At 66.2% G+C, this 18,685-nt stretch carries 18 protein-coding genes; 13 read left to right on the top strand and 5 right to left on the bottom strand.

The genetic code is table 11. From position 1 onward, the window contains the following. The first annotated feature begins 65 nt into the window (after positions 1–65). Complete coding sequence (locus ACNQVK_RS34565; protein WP_418033332.1) at positions 66–3,368, top strand: NAD-glutamate dehydrogenase domain-containing protein; 3,303 nt, start codon at positions 66–68, stop codon at positions 3,366–3,368. Positions 3,369–3,375: 7 nt separating this feature from the next. Here ACNQVK_RS34565 and ACNQVK_RS34570 read toward each other — a convergent pair whose 3' ends face one another. Next, the gene (locus tag ACNQVK_RS34570) at positions 3,376–3,858 is read right to left on the bottom strand and encodes an OsmC family protein (RefSeq protein WP_418033333.1); all 483 of its coding nucleotides are present in this window, start codon (positions 3,856–3,858) and stop codon (positions 3,376–3,378) included. Positions 3,859–3,937: 79 nt separating this feature from the next. Here ACNQVK_RS34570 and ACNQVK_RS34575 point away from each other — a divergent pair, with 79 nt between their 5' ends. Next, positions 3,938–4,882, top strand: a complete 945-nt coding sequence (locus tag ACNQVK_RS34575) for an oxygenase MpaB family protein (RefSeq protein WP_418033335.1) — start codon at positions 3,938–3,940, stop codon at positions 4,880–4,882. A gap of 13 nt (positions 4,883–4,895) precedes the next feature. Then, complete coding sequence (locus ACNQVK_RS34580; protein ID WP_418033336.1) at positions 4,896–5,477, top strand: TetR/AcrR family transcriptional regulator; 582 nt, start codon at positions 4,896–4,898, stop codon at positions 5,475–5,477. Positions 5,478–5,484: 7 nt separating this feature from the next. Here ACNQVK_RS34580 and ACNQVK_RS34585 read toward each other — a convergent pair whose 3' ends face one another. Next, the gene (locus ACNQVK_RS34585; protein WP_418033338.1) at positions 5,485–6,354 is read right to left on the bottom strand and encodes a LysR family transcriptional regulator ArgP; all 870 of its coding nucleotides are present in this window, start codon (positions 6,352–6,354) and stop codon (positions 5,485–5,487) included. 9 nt (positions 6,355–6,363) lie between these two features. Beyond that, the gene (locus ACNQVK_RS34590; RefSeq protein WP_418033340.1) at positions 6,364–7,029 is read right to left on the bottom strand and encodes a TetR/AcrR family transcriptional regulator; all 666 of its coding nucleotides are present in this window, start codon (positions 7,027–7,029) and stop codon (positions 6,364–6,366) included. A gap of 171 nt (positions 7,030–7,200) precedes the next feature. Between ACNQVK_RS34590 and ACNQVK_RS34595 the strand changes: the two genes are divergently transcribed. The 3 genes from ACNQVK_RS34595 to ACNQVK_RS34605 all read left to right on the top strand — a co-directional run bounded on the left by ACNQVK_RS34595 (position 7,201) and on the right by ACNQVK_RS34605 (position 9,393). After that, positions 7,201–7,443 carry a hypothetical protein gene (locus ACNQVK_RS34595; RefSeq protein WP_418033342.1) on the top strand — a complete coding sequence of 81 codons (243 nt, stop codon included), beginning with the start codon at positions 7,201–7,203 and terminating at the stop codon, positions 7,441–7,443. A gap of 76 nt (positions 7,444–7,519) precedes the next feature. Further along, the gene (locus ACNQVK_RS34600) at positions 7,520–8,737 is read left to right on the top strand and encodes a sensor histidine kinase (RefSeq protein ID WP_418033343.1); all 1,218 of its coding nucleotides are present in this window, start codon (positions 7,520–7,522) and stop codon (positions 8,735–8,737) included. Continuing rightward, entirely contained in the window at positions 8,734–9,393 is a 660-nt protein-coding gene (locus tag ACNQVK_RS34605) for a response regulator (RefSeq protein ID WP_418033345.1), read from the top strand. The genes ACNQVK_RS34600 and ACNQVK_RS34605 overlap by 4 nt, the downstream gene beginning before the upstream one ends. Positions 9,394–9,463: 70 nt before the next feature. Here the strand turns inward: ACNQVK_RS34605 and ctaD are convergent, their stop codons facing one another. Continuing rightward, the gene (gene ctaD / locus ACNQVK_RS34610) at positions 9,464–11,197 is read right to left on the bottom strand and encodes a cytochrome c oxidase subunit I (RefSeq protein ID WP_418033347.1); all 1,734 of its coding nucleotides are present in this window, start codon (positions 11,195–11,197) and stop codon (positions 9,464–9,466) included. Between the two features lie 285 nt (positions 11,198–11,482). On the opposite strand from ctaD, the gene ACNQVK_RS34615 reads away from it, so the two are divergent. The 7 genes from ACNQVK_RS34615 (at position 11,483) to ACNQVK_RS34645 (ending at position 18,392) form a co-directional block, all read left to right on the top strand. Next, positions 11,483–12,943: an AAA family ATPase gene (locus ACNQVK_RS34615; RefSeq protein ID WP_418033349.1), complete on the top strand. Its 1,461-nt coding sequence runs from the start codon at positions 11,483–11,485 to the stop codon at positions 12,941–12,943. Between the two features lie 173 nt (positions 12,944–13,116). Further along, a complete protein-coding gene (locus ACNQVK_RS34620; RefSeq protein ID WP_044515081.1) occupies positions 13,117–13,791 on the top strand; it encodes a Crp/Fnr family transcriptional regulator in 675 nt (224 codons plus the stop codon). A gap of 63 nt (positions 13,792–13,854) precedes the next feature. Continuing rightward, on the top strand, positions 13,855–14,355 hold the full coding sequence (locus tag ACNQVK_RS34625) for a MarR family winged helix-turn-helix transcriptional regulator (RefSeq protein ID WP_211157083.1): 501 nt from the start codon (positions 13,855–13,857) through the stop codon (positions 14,353–14,355). A gap of 15 nt (positions 14,356–14,370) precedes the next feature. Then, complete coding sequence (locus ACNQVK_RS34630; RefSeq protein ID WP_418033351.1) at positions 14,371–14,802, top strand: DUF5313 domain-containing protein; 432 nt, start codon at positions 14,371–14,373, stop codon at positions 14,800–14,802. 62 nt (positions 14,803–14,864) lie between these two features. Beyond that, positions 14,865–15,512: a GntR family transcriptional regulator gene (locus tag ACNQVK_RS34635; RefSeq protein ID WP_276126079.1), complete on the top strand. Its 648-nt coding sequence runs from the start codon at positions 14,865–14,867 to the stop codon at positions 15,510–15,512. After that, positions 15,509–16,801, top strand: a complete 1,293-nt coding sequence (locus ACNQVK_RS34640) for an MFS transporter (RefSeq protein ID WP_418033353.1) — start codon at positions 15,509–15,511, stop codon at positions 16,799–16,801. Before ACNQVK_RS34635 ends, ACNQVK_RS34640 begins: the two co-directional genes overlap by 4 nt. Positions 16,802–16,901: 100 nt before the next feature. After that, on the top strand, positions 16,902–18,392 hold the full coding sequence (locus ACNQVK_RS34645; protein WP_418033355.1) for a serine hydrolase domain-containing protein: 1,491 nt from the start codon (positions 16,902–16,904) through the stop codon (positions 18,390–18,392). On the opposite strand, the gene ACNQVK_RS34650 is transcribed toward ACNQVK_RS34645, so the two are convergent. Next, a complete protein-coding gene (locus tag ACNQVK_RS34650; RefSeq protein ID WP_418033357.1) occupies positions 18,389–18,685 on the bottom strand; it encodes a cytochrome C oxidase subunit IV family protein in 297 nt (98 codons plus the stop codon). The two genes, ACNQVK_RS34645 and ACNQVK_RS34650, sit on opposite strands and share 4 nt — an antisense overlap.

An 18,685-nucleotide genomic window follows, 5' to 3' on the forward strand; every position in this document is an offset into this window, starting at 1 on the left:
AAGATTAGGCCGTCCGCCGAACGCAACCGACGGCATCGATCAACGACGATTGAGGAGACCACACCGTGAACCCGTTGCGCGCCAACACCATTACGTCCGATGTGCATGATCAGCAGGCCGGGGTTGTGGTACCCGGCCGATTGTTGGAGATCACGGCGCTCGACGATCTGGCGGGAGACGCGGTCGCGGTCAACCTGGACTGGGCCGGTACCGAGGACGGTCGGCTGACCTTCGCGCTCGCCGCCCTCGAGCCGGTTCCGTTGCGCCGGATGCTGCCCGCGTTGCAGAGCATGGACCTGGAGGTGCTCGAGGAGCAGGCCGGCACCTGGACCAGGCCGGACGGGCGGATCTGCCATGTCTATCACCTGCTGTTGCAGCCCGGCCCCGACGTCGTCGACGCACTGGCCGGGCAACAGGACGGCACCATTGACCGCATCCGCGAAACCTTCCAGGCAATGTGGGCCGGCCGGGTCGAATCGGACGGGTTCAACGCGCTGCTCCTGCGAGCCGCACTGAGCTGGCGACAGGTCACCGTGCTGCGCAGCTACAGCCGGTACCTGCGTCAGTTGCCTCTGCCTTACGGCCAGACACGCATCCAGCGGGTCCTGCTGGACAACCCGGAGGCCACCCGCGCGCTGCTCGACCTGTTCGAGGCCCGGTTCGACCGCACCGAGCAACCGGCCGAAAGCCCCCACCGCATCGCCCGTATCGCCGAGGCCGAGCAGCGGGTAGCCGCCGAGATCGATCAGGTGCTGCACATTGACGCCGACCGGATCCTGCGCGCGTACCACAATCTGATCAACGCCACCGTGCGGACCAACGCGTTCGCGCCCGACGCCCTCACCGTCTGGGCGCCGTATCTGGTCCACAAGCTCGACGCTCAGGCCATCGACGAGCTGCCACAGCCCCGCCCGCTTTCCGAGATCTTCGTGTACTCACCGCAATTCGAAGGTCTGCATCTCCGCTTCGGGCTGGTCGCCCGGGGCGGCCTGCGTTGGTCGGACCGCCACGACGACTACCGCACCGAGGTCCTGGGACTGGTGAAGGCACAAGCGGTCAAGAACGCGATGATCGTGCCGGCCGGCGCCAAGGGCGTGTTCGTCGTCAAGGCCCGGCCCACCGCGGGCGAGTCCCCCCGCGTACAGGGCCTGCGAAGCTACCGGCAGTTCATCGCCGCATTGCTCGATGTGGTCGACAAAACCGCCTCCGATGACCGGCCCCGGTTCGGCGGCGTGGTGTGCCACGACGGACCCGACCCCTACCTGGTGGTGGCCGCCGACAAGGGGACCGCCACGTTCTCGGACTCGGCCAACGCGGTGGCGCTGGACCGCGGCTACTGGATGGGCGACGCCTTCGCCTCCGGCGGATCGGCCGGCTACGACCACAAGGCCATGGGGATCACCGCCCGCGGCGCCTGGGTCAGTGGCGACACTCACCTTGCCGAACTCGGCATCGATTCCGCCTCCGACGAGTTCACCGCCGTCGGTGTCGGCGACATGAGCGGGGATGTCTTCGGTAACGGGATGCTGCTGCGCCCGGGCCTGCGACTGGTGGCCGCCTTCGACCACCGGCACATCTTCATCGACCCGCAGCCCGACACCGAGCCGGCCCGCAAGGAACGGCAACGGCTGTTCGAACTGCCTCAATCATCGTGGGATGACTACGACCGTTCTGTGATCAGCCCGGGCGGCGGGGTGTGGCCGCGGACCGCCAAAACCATTGCCACCACAGCGGAAATGCGTGCAGCGCTCGGCATCGCCGACGATGAGACCCACCTGACTCCGACCCGGTTGATCAGCCACATCCTGCGGGCGCCGGCAGACCTGTTGTTCAACGGCGGAATCGGCACCTACATCAAGGCCGGCGACGAACAGCACTCCGACATCGCCGACAAGGTGAACGATCCGGTGCGGGTGGACGCCGGTGACGTCCGCGCGCGGGTGATCGTCGAGGGCGGGAACCTCGGGCTCTCCCAGCGCGCCCGTATCGAGTACGCCCGCCGCGGCGGGCTGGTGAACACCGACGCCATCGACAACGCGGCCGGAGTGGACTGCTCCGACCACGAGGTCAACATCAAGATCCTGCTGGACGCCGCCGCGCGGTCCGGGAAGATCACCGGCAACGCCCGCAACCGGCTGCTGGTCGACATGACCGACGAAGTGGCGCAGCTCGTCCTGGCCAACAACCAGGCGCACAATCGTCTGCTCAGCGATGCCCGCTCCAACGCGGCCCAGATGATCGACGTGCACGCCCGCATGACGGCAGATCTCGAGGCCCGGCGCGGGTTGCACCGGTCTCGCGAGAACATGCCCAGCCCAGCGGAATTCGCCGACCTGGCCAAGGAGGATTGCGGTCTCGCCGCTCCCCAACTGGCCACATTGATGGCGCACGTGAAGCTCGACCTCAAGGCCGAACTGCTCAATGGCGAGATGTTCGACGACCCATACTTCGTCGCGCTGCTCACCCGGTACTTCCCGCCCACGTTGCGGCGCAAGCTCGGCGAGCCACTGCCCGAGCATCCACTGCGCCGGGAGATCATCACCACCTCGATCGTCAACCGCGTGCTGGCCACCTCGGGGCTGACCTTCGCGTTCCGGCTCTCCGAGGAAACCGGCGCTGCCCCAGCCGATATCGTGCGGGCTCACGCAGTGGCGTCCGAGGTTTTCGACCTCGACACACTCTGGTCGGACATCTATGCCGCCGATCTCTCGCCGGCACTGACGAATGCCATGATCATCGAAGGCCGTCGTCTCCTCGACCGGGCCGCCCGATGGTTTGTGCTCAACCGTCCGCAACCGCTCGACGTCGACGCCGAGATCGCCCGATTCAGCAACCAGGTGGCGATGCTGCGCGGTCAACTCGGAGCGATGCTGCGGGGTCAGGAGCGCGATACCGTCTTGGCGGCGCACGACGACCTGGTGGCCCGCGGCGTACCGGCCGGCATCGCCCGCCGGATCAGCGAATCCCTCTATGCGTTCAGCCTTCTGGATGTCATCGAGGTCGCCCATGTTCACGGTGAGGACTCGGCCCAACTGGCCAGGATCTATTTCGAACTGTCGGACCGGTTGGGAGTGGACCGGCTGCTGCTGGCGGTGTCGTCGCTTCCCCGAGGTGGCCGCTGGCATGCGCAGGCCCGGCTTGCCCTTCGGGAGGACCTGTACCGCTCGCTGCGTGATCTCACGATCGACGTCACCAAGCACGGGATCGATGGCGCCCAGGCCGCAAGCAGCATCCTCGACTTCGAGGCCTACAACCGCCCGCGGTTGGACCGGGCCAAGCGCACGCTGGACGAGTTTCTCGATTCCGACGCGCCCGACCTGGCGGTCCTGTCGGTGGCCTCAGCCCAGCTGCGCCGGCTCCATCGATGACCCGGGCTCAGCTCACCGTGACGGTGGGCTCAGCAGCCACCGGAAAATTGACCGAGTTGGCGATGAAGCACATCCGGTGCGCTTCGTGATGTAGTTCGGTGGCATCGCCGGCCCGCTCCGGGTCGGTGATGCTCACCTGCGGCCGTAGCGTGACATCGGTGAAAATGCCACTGCCCTCGGCATTCTCGCTCATCGTGCCCTCCGGTCGATCACTGTAGGCGGTGACGACGATGCCCGCTTTGGCGCACAGGGCGAGATACCAGAGCATGTGACACTGCGACAGGCTGACCACGAGCAGCTCCTCGGGGTTCCAGCGCTGAGGGTCTCCGCGGAAGGCCGGATCGGCACTGCCCAGGATCACCGGTTTGGTCGGCGTCTCGACGCCGGCCACGTCGTGATCGCGAGCGTAATCGCGGTAGCCGCTGGTCCCAGAACCGGTATTGCCGGTCCAGGTCACCTCGACCTCGTATCGATGCGTTCGGTTCGCCATGTGCGCGACGGTACCAAGCGCGTACCTCAGGGCCAGATCGCCTATTGACACGTTGGCACAGATTGCTAGCCTTTGTGCCATGTCTATTGGCAGCGTGGCCGAAGCGGACCTGGTACGACCAGAAGTGCTGGCGGATTTCCGCAGGCACTCGGGCAGCATTCTTGGGGGTGCGTTCGGGGCGGCCGCATTCGATGAGGTGGCGTTGGTTCCCGTAGCCGCCGCCGTGGATCGCAGCGGCCGGTTCGAGCGCAACTTTCTCGATCGCGGAGTGCGCAGCGGGTTCTCCGCATTCCTCGCGATCTGGGGCGACGCCGAGGACCGTGAGGCCGAGGGCTGCCGCCTACAGACGATGCACCGAGACGTCCGCGGGCGCGGCAAGGACGGCTTCGCCGAAGTCCGCTACAGCGCACTGAACCCGCAGCTGTGGAACTGGATCGCCATCAGCGGGATATTCGTGGTCCTGCATTCGTTCACCCCCGCGACCGGTATCAGAATGAACGCAGCCGAACAAGAGGCGGCCTACGCCCAGCTGCTCAAGGCTTTTCGTTCCATCGAGCTACCGGGCGCGTCGGCGAAACTGCCCGAGACCTACGCCCAGGCGACCCACTATTACGACGAAATGGTGAGAAACCAGCTGCAGGGCAACGAATTCCTGACCCGCGTAACAGCGGGTCTGACGAAACTGCCGCTGCCTACGCTGCTTCTGCCCGGGCCGGTGCGGATGGCGCTGACCCCGTCCTGGATTGCGGTTCGACCGATCGCGGGCCGGGCGATCAAGGTGTGCTCGTTCGGCATCATGCATCCCGGGGTACGTGAACTGACCGGGTTCCGTTGGCAGTCCCGGCACGACCGGGAGTTCGCTGTCTACACGCGATTGCTACAAGTCGCGTGGCGGGTGCTGCCGGACCGATTGCTGCTGGTTCCGCTGGCCTACAACCGGCTGCAGTACGAGAAGTTGGTGCGCCTACACCGATCGGTGGCGCTGGATTCGTTCGCACCGCTGGGATGCCCGGCAGCAGGCTGACACACTGGTATCGATGCCGCGCAGTAACGCCAGCCAATCCGAGCAGGAAGACGCCATCCTCAAGGCGGCCGCCGAGGAGGTGGCGCTCGTCGGGCTGGGCCGGGCAAGCCTGGACGTCATCGCCAAGCAGGCCGGTGTCAGCCGTCGGACGCTGTACCGTCGCTTCCCCACCCGCGATGCATTGATCACCGAACTCGGCCGACGCACCTTCGACCTGGCCATGCACCGGTTGCGGACCGTGGCAATCGATTCGGGCCCCAGCGACGCCGCGGTGGCGGCGTTCTGCGAAGGGGTGAGGCTACTGACCACCGAACCCGTGATGCGCCGGTTCCTTCGTCTGGACACCGACTTCACCGCGGTTGCCGGTGCCTATGACCAGGCTCCCGCCTTTCTCCACCACGCGTCGTCCGCGATGGCGAAGGCACTCCGCGCCGCCGGGGCGACCATGGCCGATGCCGACCTGCTGGGCGTGGCCGAGTTGCACATCCGGCTGGCCTGCTCGCTGGCCCAGATGCCCACCCCGGTGTTGGACGTCAACGACGACGATGCGGTTCGCGACTACGCGCGCAAATACCTGGCGCCTCTGGTTCGTTAGCGGAGCATCAATCCCGTGCCGGACCGCGCAGTGTCCGCGCCGCGTCACGGACGGCAGCTGTGATGGTCTCGACGGTACGGCTGTCGAGCTTCCAGCACTGCCAGTACAACGGCACGTCCAGATATTGCCCGGTGATCCGGACGAAGTCGTCGTCGACGAGTTCCTCGGGGTACATCCCCCAGCCCAGCCCGGCCCGCACGGCGGCACCGAACCCCTCGGCGGTCGGGATGTAGTGGACCGGCCTGGGGATGTCCTTGCGGAATTCCTTGCGTACCAATTGATCCTGCAGTGCATCGTCGCGGTTCCAGGACAGGGACGGCGCCGCCTGTGCGGCGTCGCGGGTGAATCCGTCGGGCAGGTACCGCTGCACGTAATCCGCGCCGGCCACCGGCACATAGCGCATCGCACCCAGCGGATGCACCCGGCAGCCCGGGACCGGGCTCCGCTCGGTGGTCACCGCGCCCATCACCACGCCCTCACGCAGCAGCCGCGCCGAGAGGTCCTGGTCCTCGATCCTGATGTCGAACAAGAACTCGTGCGCCTCGGCGAACACACGGGTGAACCAGGTCGCCATCGAATCCGCGTTGACCGCCAGCGCGATCCTGGTGCGGTGCGCCGATCCGCCACCCATCTCGGCCAGGGTCTCGGATTCCAGCAGTGCCGTCTGGGCCGCGAGCCTCAGCAGCGGAACACCGGCAGAGGTTGCCGTGCAGGGCTTTTCGCGGACCACGAGCACCTGACCGACACGTTGCTCCAGCGCCTTGATGCGCTGGCTGATCGCCGACGGGGTCACATGCAGACGCTGCGCGGCCGCGTCGAAGCTCCCCAGCTCGACCACCGCGGCGAAGGCAGCGAGCTGCTGGCCGTCGATCTGCACGCAACGATCCTAGTCGGGCAGACTCTCGGCGCCGCGCAAACCGCCGCCGGTGAACCGGACGAGCTGCTCGACCCAACCGCGGTCCAGGCCGGCGGGACCCAGGGGGCGTCCGTAGAGCGCGAGATCGGAACTGGCGAGCGCACCGATCATCGAAAAGATCGCAATTGTGCTGCGCTGCTGACCTTCTCTGGTCTGAATGTCGGGCACCGCACGACCTGCCGCAGCGAAGAACAACTCCGGCAGACTCGGTGTACCCGCCAACTGGTCGAGCCAGATCTGGTCTTCGTCCAGGGCCAGCTGATTCATCACCTTGAGCCACCGCAATCCACCGACCGGATCATCGTCGAGCAGCCGGACATACGGCGCGATAAGTGCCTCCACAACGTCGCTGACACCGATCTCGTTGCCTGACTGCGCCACTCGCACGAGCTCCTGGACAACGGCCGCGAATACGGTCGGGGCGCGCCGCCGGGCCACTTCCAGCACCAGGTCCCGTTTGGCAGGGAAATGGTAGGCCACGGCGCGGCTGGCCACGCCGGCCTCACGGGCCACCGCGCGTGCTGCCACCGCACCGATCGACGTCTCGGCGAACATTCGCTCTGCGGTGTCGACGATCAGTGTGCGGGTGTCGACATCACGCCGGGGACCACGTCTGCGGGTCGAACTCTGGACCACGGTACGAGCGTAATCACTCGCGGCCTGATCGTCCTGTGGTCGGTGCAGATCTCCTACTACGGTCGTAGTTCAAGATCGGACAACAGCGCGATGTGGGCTGACCTGCATTCTTCGTAGCGTCGAGCCATGACACGAGCACAACGTTCCCCAGCTGTCTCGATAGCGAATTCCATGACAGGTGTCGCCCGTGGATGGACGGCGAAAGACGCCGTATTCACCCCACCGGTGACCGCCCCGGCGATCCCGGCCGGCCCCGATCCGCGGGAGGGCAGCCGCTGGCGGCGCGCCCTGGCCGCGGTGCGCGCGGTACTGACCGCGGTGCCCCGACCCGATCTGAACCAGCCGTACTATCCGCCGCTGCGTGAAGGCTTCGTCGAGGACGCCGCCATGGCGCGCGAGATGTGGCGACTCTGAATTGCTGGAATCCGGCCCCCGAAAATCCAACCGTAGTAGGAGGCGCGACAGCGCTCTGACCTTCTACGATCACAACATGCTCGGTAGCATCGCGCGCGGCTTCCGTGCGCACGTGCGCCGGCGGGGGTACGCCCTCCCGGTGGGCTACAACTGGGCCATCGTGCTGGCGTTCGACACCACGGTGATCGGTGCCGGCGTGGTGGCCATGTTGCAGCGCCCGACAGCCGACCTCCCGGCGAGCCTGCTCGCGCTCGTCGTCTGCACAGCCCCGTTCGCGCTGTTCTACCTGTCCGGCGTCGACTTCAAAGCGTCGATCGTCTGGGCCACCTGGACCACCTCGACCGCCGTGTTGCTGTTCGCCACGGCCACCCCGGTATCCAATGATTTCGCTCCGCTGATCGCGGTACTGATGGTCGGCGAGGTCGCCTCCCTGACCGGGGTCTGGGGTGGATTTCTGGCCTCGCTCACCGCGGCCACGCTGCTGCTGACCGCCGCATCGCAACACCGCCTCGACGCCCTTCCGCTCTACCTGGGGATCCTCGGGATGGGCTGGCTGGTCGGTTATCTCGTCTTCACCCAGCAGCAACTCATGCGACAGCAACAGGAGTCCCAGGCCGCGCAGGCCCGCCACGCCGCAGCCGACGAACGGCGCCGCATCGCCCGCGAGGTCCACGACGTGATCGCGCATTCGCTCAGCGTGACCCTGCTGCATGTGACGGGGGCACGGCGCGGGTTGCAGCAGGACCGTGATGTGGACGATGCCGTCGAGGCACTGGAGCAGGCTGAACGCCTGGGCCGTCAGGCCATGGCAGATATTCGCCGCACGGTGGGATTGCTCGACGGCGCCCCGATGAGCATGGCGCCCGAGCCCGGAGTCGACGACATCAGCTGTCTGGTCGACGATTTCGTGCGGGCCGGGCTCAACGTACGATTCGACGCGACCGGCCGCACCGACGTGGTCTCCGCCGCGGTGGGCTTGGCGTTGTACCGCATCGCCCAGGAGTCCCTGGCCAACATCGCCAAACACGCACCCGACGCGGAAGCGACCGTGTTACTGCGGATTTCACGAACCTCGGCGACGCTGACCGTCGCCAACAGGCTCCCGGTCCCCGCGTCGGCCGTCAGGAACGGTTGCGATGTGGAGGGCCGCGGCGTGAGCGGTATGCGCCAACGCGTCGAGTTGCTCGGCGGGATCATCAGCGTCGGCCCGGCTGACGACGCGTGGTCGGTGCGCACGAACATCCCGTTGGACGACACTGACCGGGCGCCCCGATGGTGCCCCGTGGTGTCATGACGGACCCCGTGACCGAGGTCGCGGTCCTCCTGGTCGACGATCAGGATCTGGTCCGCTCGGGGCTGCGACGCATTCTGCGGCGCAAAGACGGTTTCGTGATCGTCGCCGAATGCGCCGACGGCGACGAGGTGCCCGACGCCGTCACGCGGTACCGCCCGGACGTGGTGGTGATGGACCTGCGGATGAAGCGCGTCGACGGGATCGAAGCCACCCGGCAGGTGAACGCGGCCGGTGGACCCCCGGTGCTGGCGCTGACCACGTTCAACGACGACGAGTTGCTGTCCGGCGCGCTGCGCGCCGGCGCCAGTGGATTCGTGCTCAAGGACTCCTCGGCCGAGGAATTGATCCGGGCGGTGCGCGCGGTGGCGCAGGGCGACAGCTACCTCGACCCGGCGGTTACGTCACGGGTGCTCACCACCTACCGCAGGTCGGCAGAACCGCGTCGCGCCGCCGTCGGCGACCTCACGGCCCGCGAACTCGATGTGCTGACCCTGATCGCCAAGGGGCACTCCAACGCCGAGATCGCCGATGAACTCAGCATCTCCGGACTCACCGTCAAGAGCCACATCGGCCACATCTTCATCAAGCTCGACCTGCGAGATCGCGCCGCCGCGATCATCCACGCGTACGACACCGGGCTCGTCAGTCCCCAGTGATCCGATCCGGGGCGTACCCCGCCTCAGGGGGATGAGAGGAGGCGGGGCACGCGGCTTCTCGGCGAACAGATCACGGGACCTTACTCAGGGCACCACCCTCAAGTTCCGGGTGATGATTGCGGCCGACGTGGGCCTCGGCGCGCATTCGCTCGACCATGTGCGGGTAGTGCAGCTCGAACGCCGGGCGCTCCGAACGGATCCGGGGCAGCTCGGTGAAGTTGTGCCGCGGCGGCGGGCAGGAGGTCGCCCACTCCAGCGAGTTGCCGTGGCCCCACGGATCATCCACCGTCACGGGCTCGCCGTAGCGCCAGCTCTTGAACACGTTCCACACGAACGGCAGGATCGAGATGCCCAGGATGAACGAACCGATCGTGGAGATCACGTTGAGCGTGGTGAAGCCGTCGGTCGGCAGGTAGTCCGCGTAACGGCGCGGCATGCCCTCGTCACCGACCCAGTGCTGCACCAGGAACGTGAGGTGAAAGCCGATGAAGGTCAGCCAGAAGTGCACCTTGCCCAACCGCTCGTCGAGCAGACGTCCGGTCATCTTCGGGAACCAGAAGTACACACCGGCATAGGTGGCGAACACGATGGTGCCGAACAGCGTGTAGTGGAAATGCGCTACGACGAAGTAACTCTCGGTGACCTGGAAGTCGATCGGCGGGCTGGCCAGCAGCACGCCGGACAGGCCACCCAGCAGGAAGGTGACCAGGAAGCCGACCGAGAACAGCATCGGTGTCTCGAATGTCAGCTGGCCCTTCCACATCGTGCCGATCCAGTTGAAGAACTTGATGCCGGTCGGGACCGCGATCAGGAACGTCATGAAGCTGAAGAAGGGAAGCAGAACGGCTCCCGTCGCGTACATGTGGTGCGCCCACACCGCGACCGACAGGGCCGCGATGCTGATGGTGGCGTAGACCAGCGTGGTGTAACCGAAGATCGGCTTGCGGCTGAACACCGGAATGATCTCGGACACGACGCCAAAGAACGGCAGCGCGAGCACGTACACCTCGGGGTGGCCGAAGAACCAGAACAGGTGCTGGAAGAGCAACACGCCACCGTTGGCCGGGTCGTAGATGTGCGCGCCGAGTCGCCGGTCGGCGGCCAGGCCGAACAGCGCCGCGGTCAGCAGCGGAAACACGATCACCACCAACATCGAGGTCACCAGGATGTTCCAGGTGAAGATCGGCATCCGGAACATCGTCATGCCGGGCGCACGCATGCACACCACGGTCGTGATCATGTTGACCGCGCCGAGAATGGTGCCCAGACCACCGACGGCCAGACCCAGGATCCACAGATCCGCTCCCGCTCCCGGCGAGTGGATGGCATCGGTCAACGGGGTATAGGCCGTCCAACCGAAGTCCGCGGCGCCGCCCGGCGTGATGAACCCGCCGAGTGCGATGAGCGCACCGAACAGGAACAGCCAGTAGGAGAGCGCATTGAGGCGCGGGAAGGCCACGTCGGGCGCGCCGATCTGCAGCGGCAGCACCAGATTGGCGAACCCGAACACGATCGGGGTGGCGTAGAACAGCAGCATCACCGTGCCGTGCATGGTGAACAGCTGGTTGAACTGTTCGTTGGACAGGAACTGCAACCCCGGTTCGGCCAGTTCGGTACGCATGAACAGCGCCATCAGCCCGCCGATGGCGAAGAACGTGAAACACGTGACGCAGTACATAATGCCGATCAGCTTGTGATCGGTCGTCGTGATGAGCTTGTAGATCAGGTTGCCCTTGGGGCCCATCCGTTCCGGAAAAGGACGGCCTGCCTCGAGTTCTCCGATTGGAGGGGCTTCGGCAGTCAAAACAGAACTCCTCTTCTATCCCCCTGTGAACATGTCCGTTCCGAGCAATGACCCGCAATCAAGATCACCAAGAGAAGACTCGCGGGCACAGGCCGCCAGGAGAAGGGTCTTTGGTCCTCAATGTCGACATAGATCGAGATTGCCTGTGCGGCAACATGAATCACCACCGACGTAAATAATCGGGATCGGCAGTGGAACTGGGGCGGCCGGGAAAAGGACCTTCGGCTCGAAGAAATGGACGAAAGACCACTGCCGTCAGATGCCCCCGGGCGGCCATGATGAGGTATGGACGCTTCAGCTTCGCCGGCCCCGGAGATCCATGAGACGCATACCGGGATCGTCGCCTTGATCGGCGACCGGGCCTACAAGGTCAAGAAGCCCGTCGTCACGGATTTCCTCGACTTCAGCTCGGTCGAGCAGCGCGAACAAGTATGCGAACGTGAGGTTCAGCTGAACCGGCGACTGGCAGCTGACAGTTACCTGGGGGTCGCGCACCTCTCGGATCCGCAAGGTGGGCCACCCGAGCCCGTGATCGTGATGCGCAGATACCCCGACGCGCGCCGGCTGACGTCGATCGTCCTCCGCGGGGAGCCGGTGGTTGAGCATCTGTCGGCGATCGCCGAGGCGTTGGCGCGGTTTCACGCGGACGCTGAGCGGTCGGCGGATATCGATGCCGCGGCCGAGGTCCCCGCGATCGCGGGCCGTTGGCATGACAACATCGCTGAACTCCACCGGCGGGCGGGAACCGTGGTCCCCGCGGAATCGGTGGCCGAGGTCGGCCGGTTGGCAGACCAATTCATGAACGGTCGCGCCGCGCTGTTCGCCGACCGGATCGCCAACCGGCGCATCGTCGACGGCCACGGCGACCTGCTGACCGGCGACATCTTCTGCATGGCGGACGGTCCGGTGATCCTCGACTGTCTCGAGTTCGATGACAACCTGCGTCATGTCGACTGCGCCGACGATGCCGCATTTCTGGCGATGGACCTGGAGTTTCTCGGCCGCAAGGACTTGGCTGACTACTTCATTGCCGAGTACCAGCGGCTCTCCGGGGACGTCGCGCCGACGTCGTTGGTGGACTTCCTCATCGCCTACCGGGCCGGGGTCCGCGCGAAGACCGACTGCATCAGAGTCGAGCAGGGCATCGAGAGCGCGGGGGCCGACGCACGGCGCCACCTGGAGATCGCCCTCGATCACCTCCGCAGGGGTGCCGTCCGGTTGATCCTTGTCGGCGGTGGCCCAGGCACCGGCAAGACGACACTGGCGCACGCGTTGGCAGAACAGATGTCGGCGCAGGTCATCTCTACCGATGACGTACGCCGCCAGTTGCAGGAGCAGGGTCTCGTAGCGGGCGATGTGGGGATCTTGAACGAAGGTCTCTACAGCAGCGACAACGTGGCGGCTGTGTACGACGCGGTGCTGCGAAAGGCCGACAGCGCCCTGGCGGAGGGCCGTTCGGTGATCCTGGACGGCACCTGGCGCGATCCGGAACTTCGACGACGGGCGCGTGACATAGCCACTGAACGACACTGTCCCACAACGGAGTTAGCGTGCGCGACTCCCATCGACGAAGCCAAGAAGCGGATAGCGCAGCGGCAGGCCACCACGTCAGATGCCACGCCGCAGATCGCCGAGGGCTTGGCCGCCGGCGGCGCCGAATGGTCTGACGCCCATCTCATCAACACGCGCCGCCCGCTGGCCGACTCTGTCGCCGAAGCTCAGCGGATCTGCTGTTCGACGATTTGAGTCGGACAGTTCAACGGGGCGACAACGGCCATTACGAAACCAGGCGTAGTTGTAAACCCGGCGCCCAATGGTGTCCTTCGGCCCTTGTAAAGTAGAAAGGCGGCCGCACTTCCGGCCACGACCTGCATAAACGCTCCGCGCCGCCGAGTTCGGCACATCCATGAGGGGGATCCATGAACGAAGTGCTGGCCCGCGCCGGCATCTTCCAGGGTGTGTCGCCAGACGCCGTAGCCGCGCTCGTCCGGCAGCTGGAGCCGGTGACCTTCCGTCGCGGCGAGGTGGTGTTCGCCGAGGGCGAGCCCGGCGACACGCTGTACATCATCACCGCGGGCAAGGTGAAGATCGGCCGCAAGTCGGTGGACGGCCGCGACAGCCTGATCACGCTGATGGGCCCCTCGGACATGTTCGGTGAGCTCGCCATCTTCGATCCGGGCCCGCGGACCTCGACGGTGACCGCGCTGACCGAGCTGAAAACGGTCGTGATGAGCCGCAGCGTGCTGCGGGGTTGGATCGCCGATCGGCCCGAGATCGCCGAGCAGCTCCTGCGCGTGCTGGCCCGTCGGTTGCGCCGCACCAACGACAACCTGTCGGATCTGATCTTCACCGACGTGCCGGGGCGGGTGGCCAAGCAGCTGCTCTACCTGGCGCAACGGTTCGGCAGCCGGGACGGCTCGGCGCTGCGCGTCGATCACGAGCTGACCCAGGAAGAGATCGCCCAGCTCGTGGGGTCCTCACGGGAGACGGTCAACAAGGCACTGTCGGACTTTGCGCAGCGAGGCTGGATCCGCGTGCAGGGCCGAAGCATCCTGATCGACAACGCCGAGCGCCTGGCCAAACGCGCGCACTGATTGTCTGGCCGTGTGACGGTCGAGACATTGTTAGTACCCTAACTATTAGGGTACGTTTATTTTGTGTCCGCAGTATCCGAAGCGCCGGAGCTCAGCTCCGATCCATTGGCCCTCGAACGGCAGGTCTGTTTCGCGCTGGCCGTCAGCAACCGCGCGGTGCTCGCCGTATACCGGCCACTGCTCGAACCGTTGGGCCTGACCCATCCGCAGTACCTGGTGATGCTGGCGCTGTGGGATCACCAGCGGTCCGGCTCGGGTGGCAATCCCCCGCTCTCGGTCAAGGAGATCGCTTCTGCGCTGCAACTCGATTCCGCGACGCTGTCGCCGATGCTCAAACGGCTGGAAGCGCTGGGCCTACTGACCCGCAGCCGCCGGGCCGGCGATGAACGCGCGACCGATGTCGAGCTCACCCAGGCCGGGGTCGCCCTGCGTGAACGGGCACTGGCCATCCCACCCGCGGTGGTGGAACGCCTGGGCGTCGACATCGCCGAACTCGAGGAACTGCATCGGGTGTTGACCCGCATCAATGTGGCTGCGCTGGCGGCCAATTCACTCACCGATTGACACCAGGAGCCCCTCATGGCCGGCCAGAAGAAAACCAAGGATCGTCCCAACTTCTTCCAGTACATCGCCTACTGCTACGGCAAACGGTTGCCCGACTCCATGCGCGAGTGGGTGGCCCATGACCTGGCCGACCACGGCGCCGTGCGCCGGCACCTGATCCGGATGGCGATCCCGCCGCTGTTCGTACTGGCGCCGCTCTGGCTGCTGCCGGCCTCGCTGTACGTGCACATGGAGATGACCGTGCCGATCTACATCTGGGCCATCCTGATGGCACTCGCGCTGAACAAGATCTGGCGCCGGCACCGGCTGGCGCAGCACGGCCTCGACCCCAACCTGGTCGACGAGATCCAGTACAAGAAAGACCAGAAGAAGCACGAGGACTACATCCGGCGGTTCGGCCCGCGTCCGGAATCCTCCAAGTACCAGGCCAACAGCAGCCCGTTCTAGGCATTCCCCCTGGCTAGACCACTTGCATGCAATCTTGCATGCAAGGGGTATCGTGGTCTCTCGTGGCCACGGACGAGAAATCGAGCAACAGCCAGCGCGTCTACCGGATGACCAAGGATCAGATCCTCTCCGGTGAGTTTCGAGGCGGGCAGCTGCTCAGCGAGGTAGAGGTGGCGACGCAACTCGGCGTCAGCCGCACACCCGTGCACGAAGCGTTTCTGCGCCTGGCCGCCGAAGACTTCCTCGACCTGATGCCGCGCCGCGGTGCCGTCGTCGTCCCGGTCTCCGCGCAGGAGGCCACCGACCTGCTGGAGATGCGACTGGCGCTGGAGACCGCGGCCGTGCGCCGGTTGTGCCGGTCATCGGAATCCATCGACACACTGTTCGGCGAGCTCACCGAGTTGGTGGAGCGCCAGCGCCACGGCGCGGCCATCGGCGACGCCGATCAGTTCGCGGCCGCCGATGACGCCTTTCACCGGCGAATTGTGGAGGTCGCCGGGAACACGATCGCCGGCCGCTTCTACGGGTCACTCAGCGACCGGCAGCGCCGCATGATGGCCGACGCCGCCCGCTCGGATTCGGCCCGGCTGACCGAGTTGATCGGCGAGCACGCGGAATTGGCCGACGCGATCGGCCGACGCGATGTGCAGGCCTTCGAGGGCGCGCTGCTGGCACATCTGGAAGCGACCTACCGGGTGGTGCTGGCATGACCGCTGTCGCAATCGAATCCCGCGAAGCGCCGGATCGGACCCGGCACCGCATGTCGCCCTGGCTCGCCGTGGCCGTCGCTGTCTTCTGTATCGGTTGGGGCGGAAATCAATTCACCCCGCTGCTGATCGCCTACGCCCAGCACTCCGGATATACACGCGTGGACGTGGACATCCTGTTGGGTGCCTACGTGCTCGGCCTGATCCCGGGCCTGCTGATCGCCTCGACGTTGTCGGACCGCCACGGGCGGCGCACCGTCATGGCCGCCGGTGTCATCAGTGCTGCCCTGGGCAGTCTCGTCCTGGCGATCGGTGACGGCTGGGGTTTCCCGGCCCTGTTCGTCGGCCGGTTGTTCAGCGGCGTGGCCGTCGGTATCGCGATGGCCGTCGGTTCGGCATGGATCGCCGAGCTGTCTCGGCCGCCCTTCGACGATGCGCCTGCCGGTGCCGGTGCGCGCCGCGCCTCGATCTGCCTGTCGTTGGGCTTCGGGGTCGGGCCGCTGTGCGCCGGACTGCTCACCGTGTACGCACCGCTGCCGCTGGTGTTGACGTACCTGGTGCACGCCGCCCTGTGCGTGCCGGTGCTGTGGGCGGTGTGGACGCGGACCGTCGAGACGCGTGAGCGCATGACCGCGCGGCCCTACCTGGATGGATTGAAGGTGCCCGCGGCCGGACACCGCAGGTTCCTTCACGTCGTTGTTCCCATGGCGCCGTGGATCTTTGGTTCGGCAGCGATCGCGTATGCGGTGGTGCCTGCACTCGTCGCCGACCAGCTCGGGTCGTGGGCTCTGCTCTACACCGTAGGGTTGACGGTGCTGACGCTGGGCTGCGGTGTGGCGATCCAGCCCGTCGCAAGGCGGCTCGACGACGTGTCCAGCTCTCGTGCCGTGGTGGTGTCGATGGCCTTGATGGCGCTCGGGATCTTCGCCGCGGTGGCCACCGCCCTCACCCGTTCGGCGCTCGTCGCCCCGCTGGTCGCGATGCTGCTCGGCAGCGCATACGGAATCGCGATCGTCTCGGGTCTCCTTGAGATCCAACGCATTGCGCCGCCCGACGAGCTCGCCGGCATCTCCGGGGTCTACTACTCCCTGGCCTACCTCGGGTTCCTGCTGCCCGCGGCACTGGCTGCGCTGGCGCACTGGTTCAGCTATCCGGTGATGCTGAGCGCGGTGGGGCTGTTGGCGATCGTCTGCACGGCGATATGTGCGTCGGGTTGGGCCAAGCATCTGGAGCCGCGCACGCCTGCCGTATCTCGCGCCGAACACTCGCCGAGGACGACGGCCTCCGATTGAGCGCAATCCTCGTCCCTGTCTCCTGGCTGGGTTCCAGATGACGCGCTGTCACTTCACATCTCGGTCCCGGGCTCGACACCGATCCCGTACCGTCGATCGGGTGACCGTGTCGCGATCGCGTCTTACCCGGCTCTGCGCCGTGGGGACCGTCGCGTTCACGATCGGCGCGACCACGTCGTGCGGGCAGTCAACGCCCCCACCGGTGGCCAGTTCCACGTCCACAACGACCGCACCGACCCGCGCGCTCCCGGCGCCCACCTTGGCCGCCGTCATACCTACCGGTGACTTCACCCCGGTCTCGCAACTGGTCAACGACAACATTGCGGCCCATCGCCTTCCCGGCGCCGTGGTCCAGGTCGGACACAACGGCAAGGTCGTCTTCCGCCAGGCATACGGTTCGCGCAAGCTCGACGGCGAACCGGGGCTGGACGGAGTGCCTGCCCCCGCCGAGCCGATGACCGAGGACACGATCTTCGACCTGGCCTCGTTGTCGAAGAGCATCGCGACGACGACGGCCTTCATGCAGCTCTACGAACAGGGCAAGGTCAACTTCGACGACCAGGTGCAGACCTACCTGCCCGACTTCAACCCCGCCAACGACCCGCGCCGCGCGCAGGTGACCGTTCGCATGCTGCTCACGCACACCTCAGGCATCGCGGGCGACCTCAGCCTGGACGGACCGTGGGGGCTCGACAAGGCCGACAAGGCCGAGGGCATCCACCGCGCGCTCGGCGCGTGGGTGGTGTTCGAACCCGGAGAGCGCTTTCACTACTCCGACATCAACTTCATCCTGGTCGGCACCATCCTCGAGAGGATCACCGGCCAACCCTTGGATCGGTACGTGCAGGACAATGTCTTTACACCACTGGGGTTGTCAGATACCCGTTATCTTCCGGCCACCAAAGCCTGTGGTCCGCACCAGGTTCGGGGAACCGCGATCGCCTTCGACCCGAGCGCACCCAAAGTGAACGACTGCCCGGCAGGTACCTGGAGCACCGACCTCCTGCCACGCATTGCACCGACGGCGCTCGATGAAGACACTCCTGGCCTCAATCCCGACTATGGCCACCCGCTGCGCGGCACCGTGCACGACCCGACGGCACGGCGCATGGGCGGAGTGGTCGGCAGCGCCGGGGTGTTCTCGACAGTGAACGATGTCGGCCGATTCGCGCAGGCCCTGCTCGATCGTCTCGCCGGCCGTCCGAGCACGTTTCCGCTGAAACAGTCAACCGTCGAGTTGATGACGACTCCGCAGCAGCCCGGGCACACCGCAGAACAACTCGAAGCAGCCAACAACGCCAACAACTCCCTAATTGCTCCGCACTACCCGGCAATCGACGGGCAGGACCTCCGCGGCTTCGGATGGGATATCGATACCCCGCATTCCCGACCCCGCGGGGCGCTCTTTCCCGTCGGCAGCTTCGGCCACACCGGGTTCACAGGTGTGACGCTGTGGATGGATCCCGGATCAGACACCTACGTCGCCGTCCTCGCCAACGTCATTCATCAGCGCGGCGGTCCGCCCATCGCGAAGCTCAGCGGCGAGGTCGCCACCGAGACCGCCCGGGCGCTCCATCTGTACGGGACCTAGCCGGCGACCGCACCCCCGACGAAGTAGCTGCCCAGCAGGCAGATTCCGATGAGGACGACCCACCCGTCGGTGAGGCGGCACAGCAACGTCGGCGCGTGGCGCACCTCCATGAATTCCCGGAAGATGATGCGCACCTTGACAAGTGCGATGGCGATCGCGCTGACGGTGACGACGGTGCTGGCCTTCAGCGTCCCATCCTGGTCGACGGCTTCGTCGAGCCACACGTAGACGAGTGTCATCGCCGTCAGGATCGCCCAGACGATCAGCAGTCGTGTATTGCCTTTGACGCGCAC

The sequence above is a fragment of the Mycobacterium sp. 134 genome (assembly GCF_048282715.1).
Taxonomy (GTDB): Bacteria; Actinomycetota; Actinomycetes; order Mycobacteriales; family Mycobacteriaceae; genus Mycobacterium; species Mycobacterium septicum.

Excerpts from the sequence above, each read along its gene's own strand:
- ACNQVK_RS34570 (WP_418033333.1), bottom strand. The coding sequence starts at position 3,858 with ATGGCGAACCGAACGCATCGATACGAGGTCGAGGTGACCTGGACCGGC.
- ACNQVK_RS34575 (WP_418033335.1), top strand. The coding sequence starts at position 3,938 with ATGTCTATTGGCAGCGTGGCCGAAGCGGACCTGGTACGACCAGAAGTG.
- ACNQVK_RS34580 (WP_418033336.1), top strand. The coding sequence starts at position 4,896 with ATGCCGCGCAGTAACGCCAGCCAATCCGAGCAGGAAGACGCCATCCTC.
- ACNQVK_RS34595 (WP_418033342.1), top strand. The coding sequence starts at position 7,201 with ATGACAGGTGTCGCCCGTGGATGGACGGCGAAAGACGCCGTATTCACC.
- ACNQVK_RS34600 (WP_418033343.1), top strand. The coding sequence starts at position 7,520 with ATGCTCGGTAGCATCGCGCGCGGCTTCCGTGCGCACGTGCGCCGGCGG.
- ACNQVK_RS34605 (WP_418033345.1), top strand. The coding sequence starts at position 8,734 with ATGACGGACCCCGTGACCGAGGTCGCGGTCCTCCTGGTCGACGATCAG.
- ACNQVK_RS34615 (WP_418033349.1), top strand. The coding sequence starts at position 11,483 with ATGGACGCTTCAGCTTCGCCGGCCCCGGAGATCCATGAGACGCATACC.
- ACNQVK_RS34620 (WP_044515081.1), top strand. The coding sequence starts at position 13,117 with ATGAACGAAGTGCTGGCCCGCGCCGGCATCTTCCAGGGTGTGTCGCCA.
- ACNQVK_RS34630 (WP_418033351.1), top strand. The coding sequence starts at position 14,371 with ATGGCCGGCCAGAAGAAAACCAAGGATCGTCCCAACTTCTTCCAGTAC.
- ACNQVK_RS34640 (WP_418033353.1), top strand. The coding sequence starts at position 15,509 with ATGACCGCTGTCGCAATCGAATCCCGCGAAGCGCCGGATCGGACCCGG.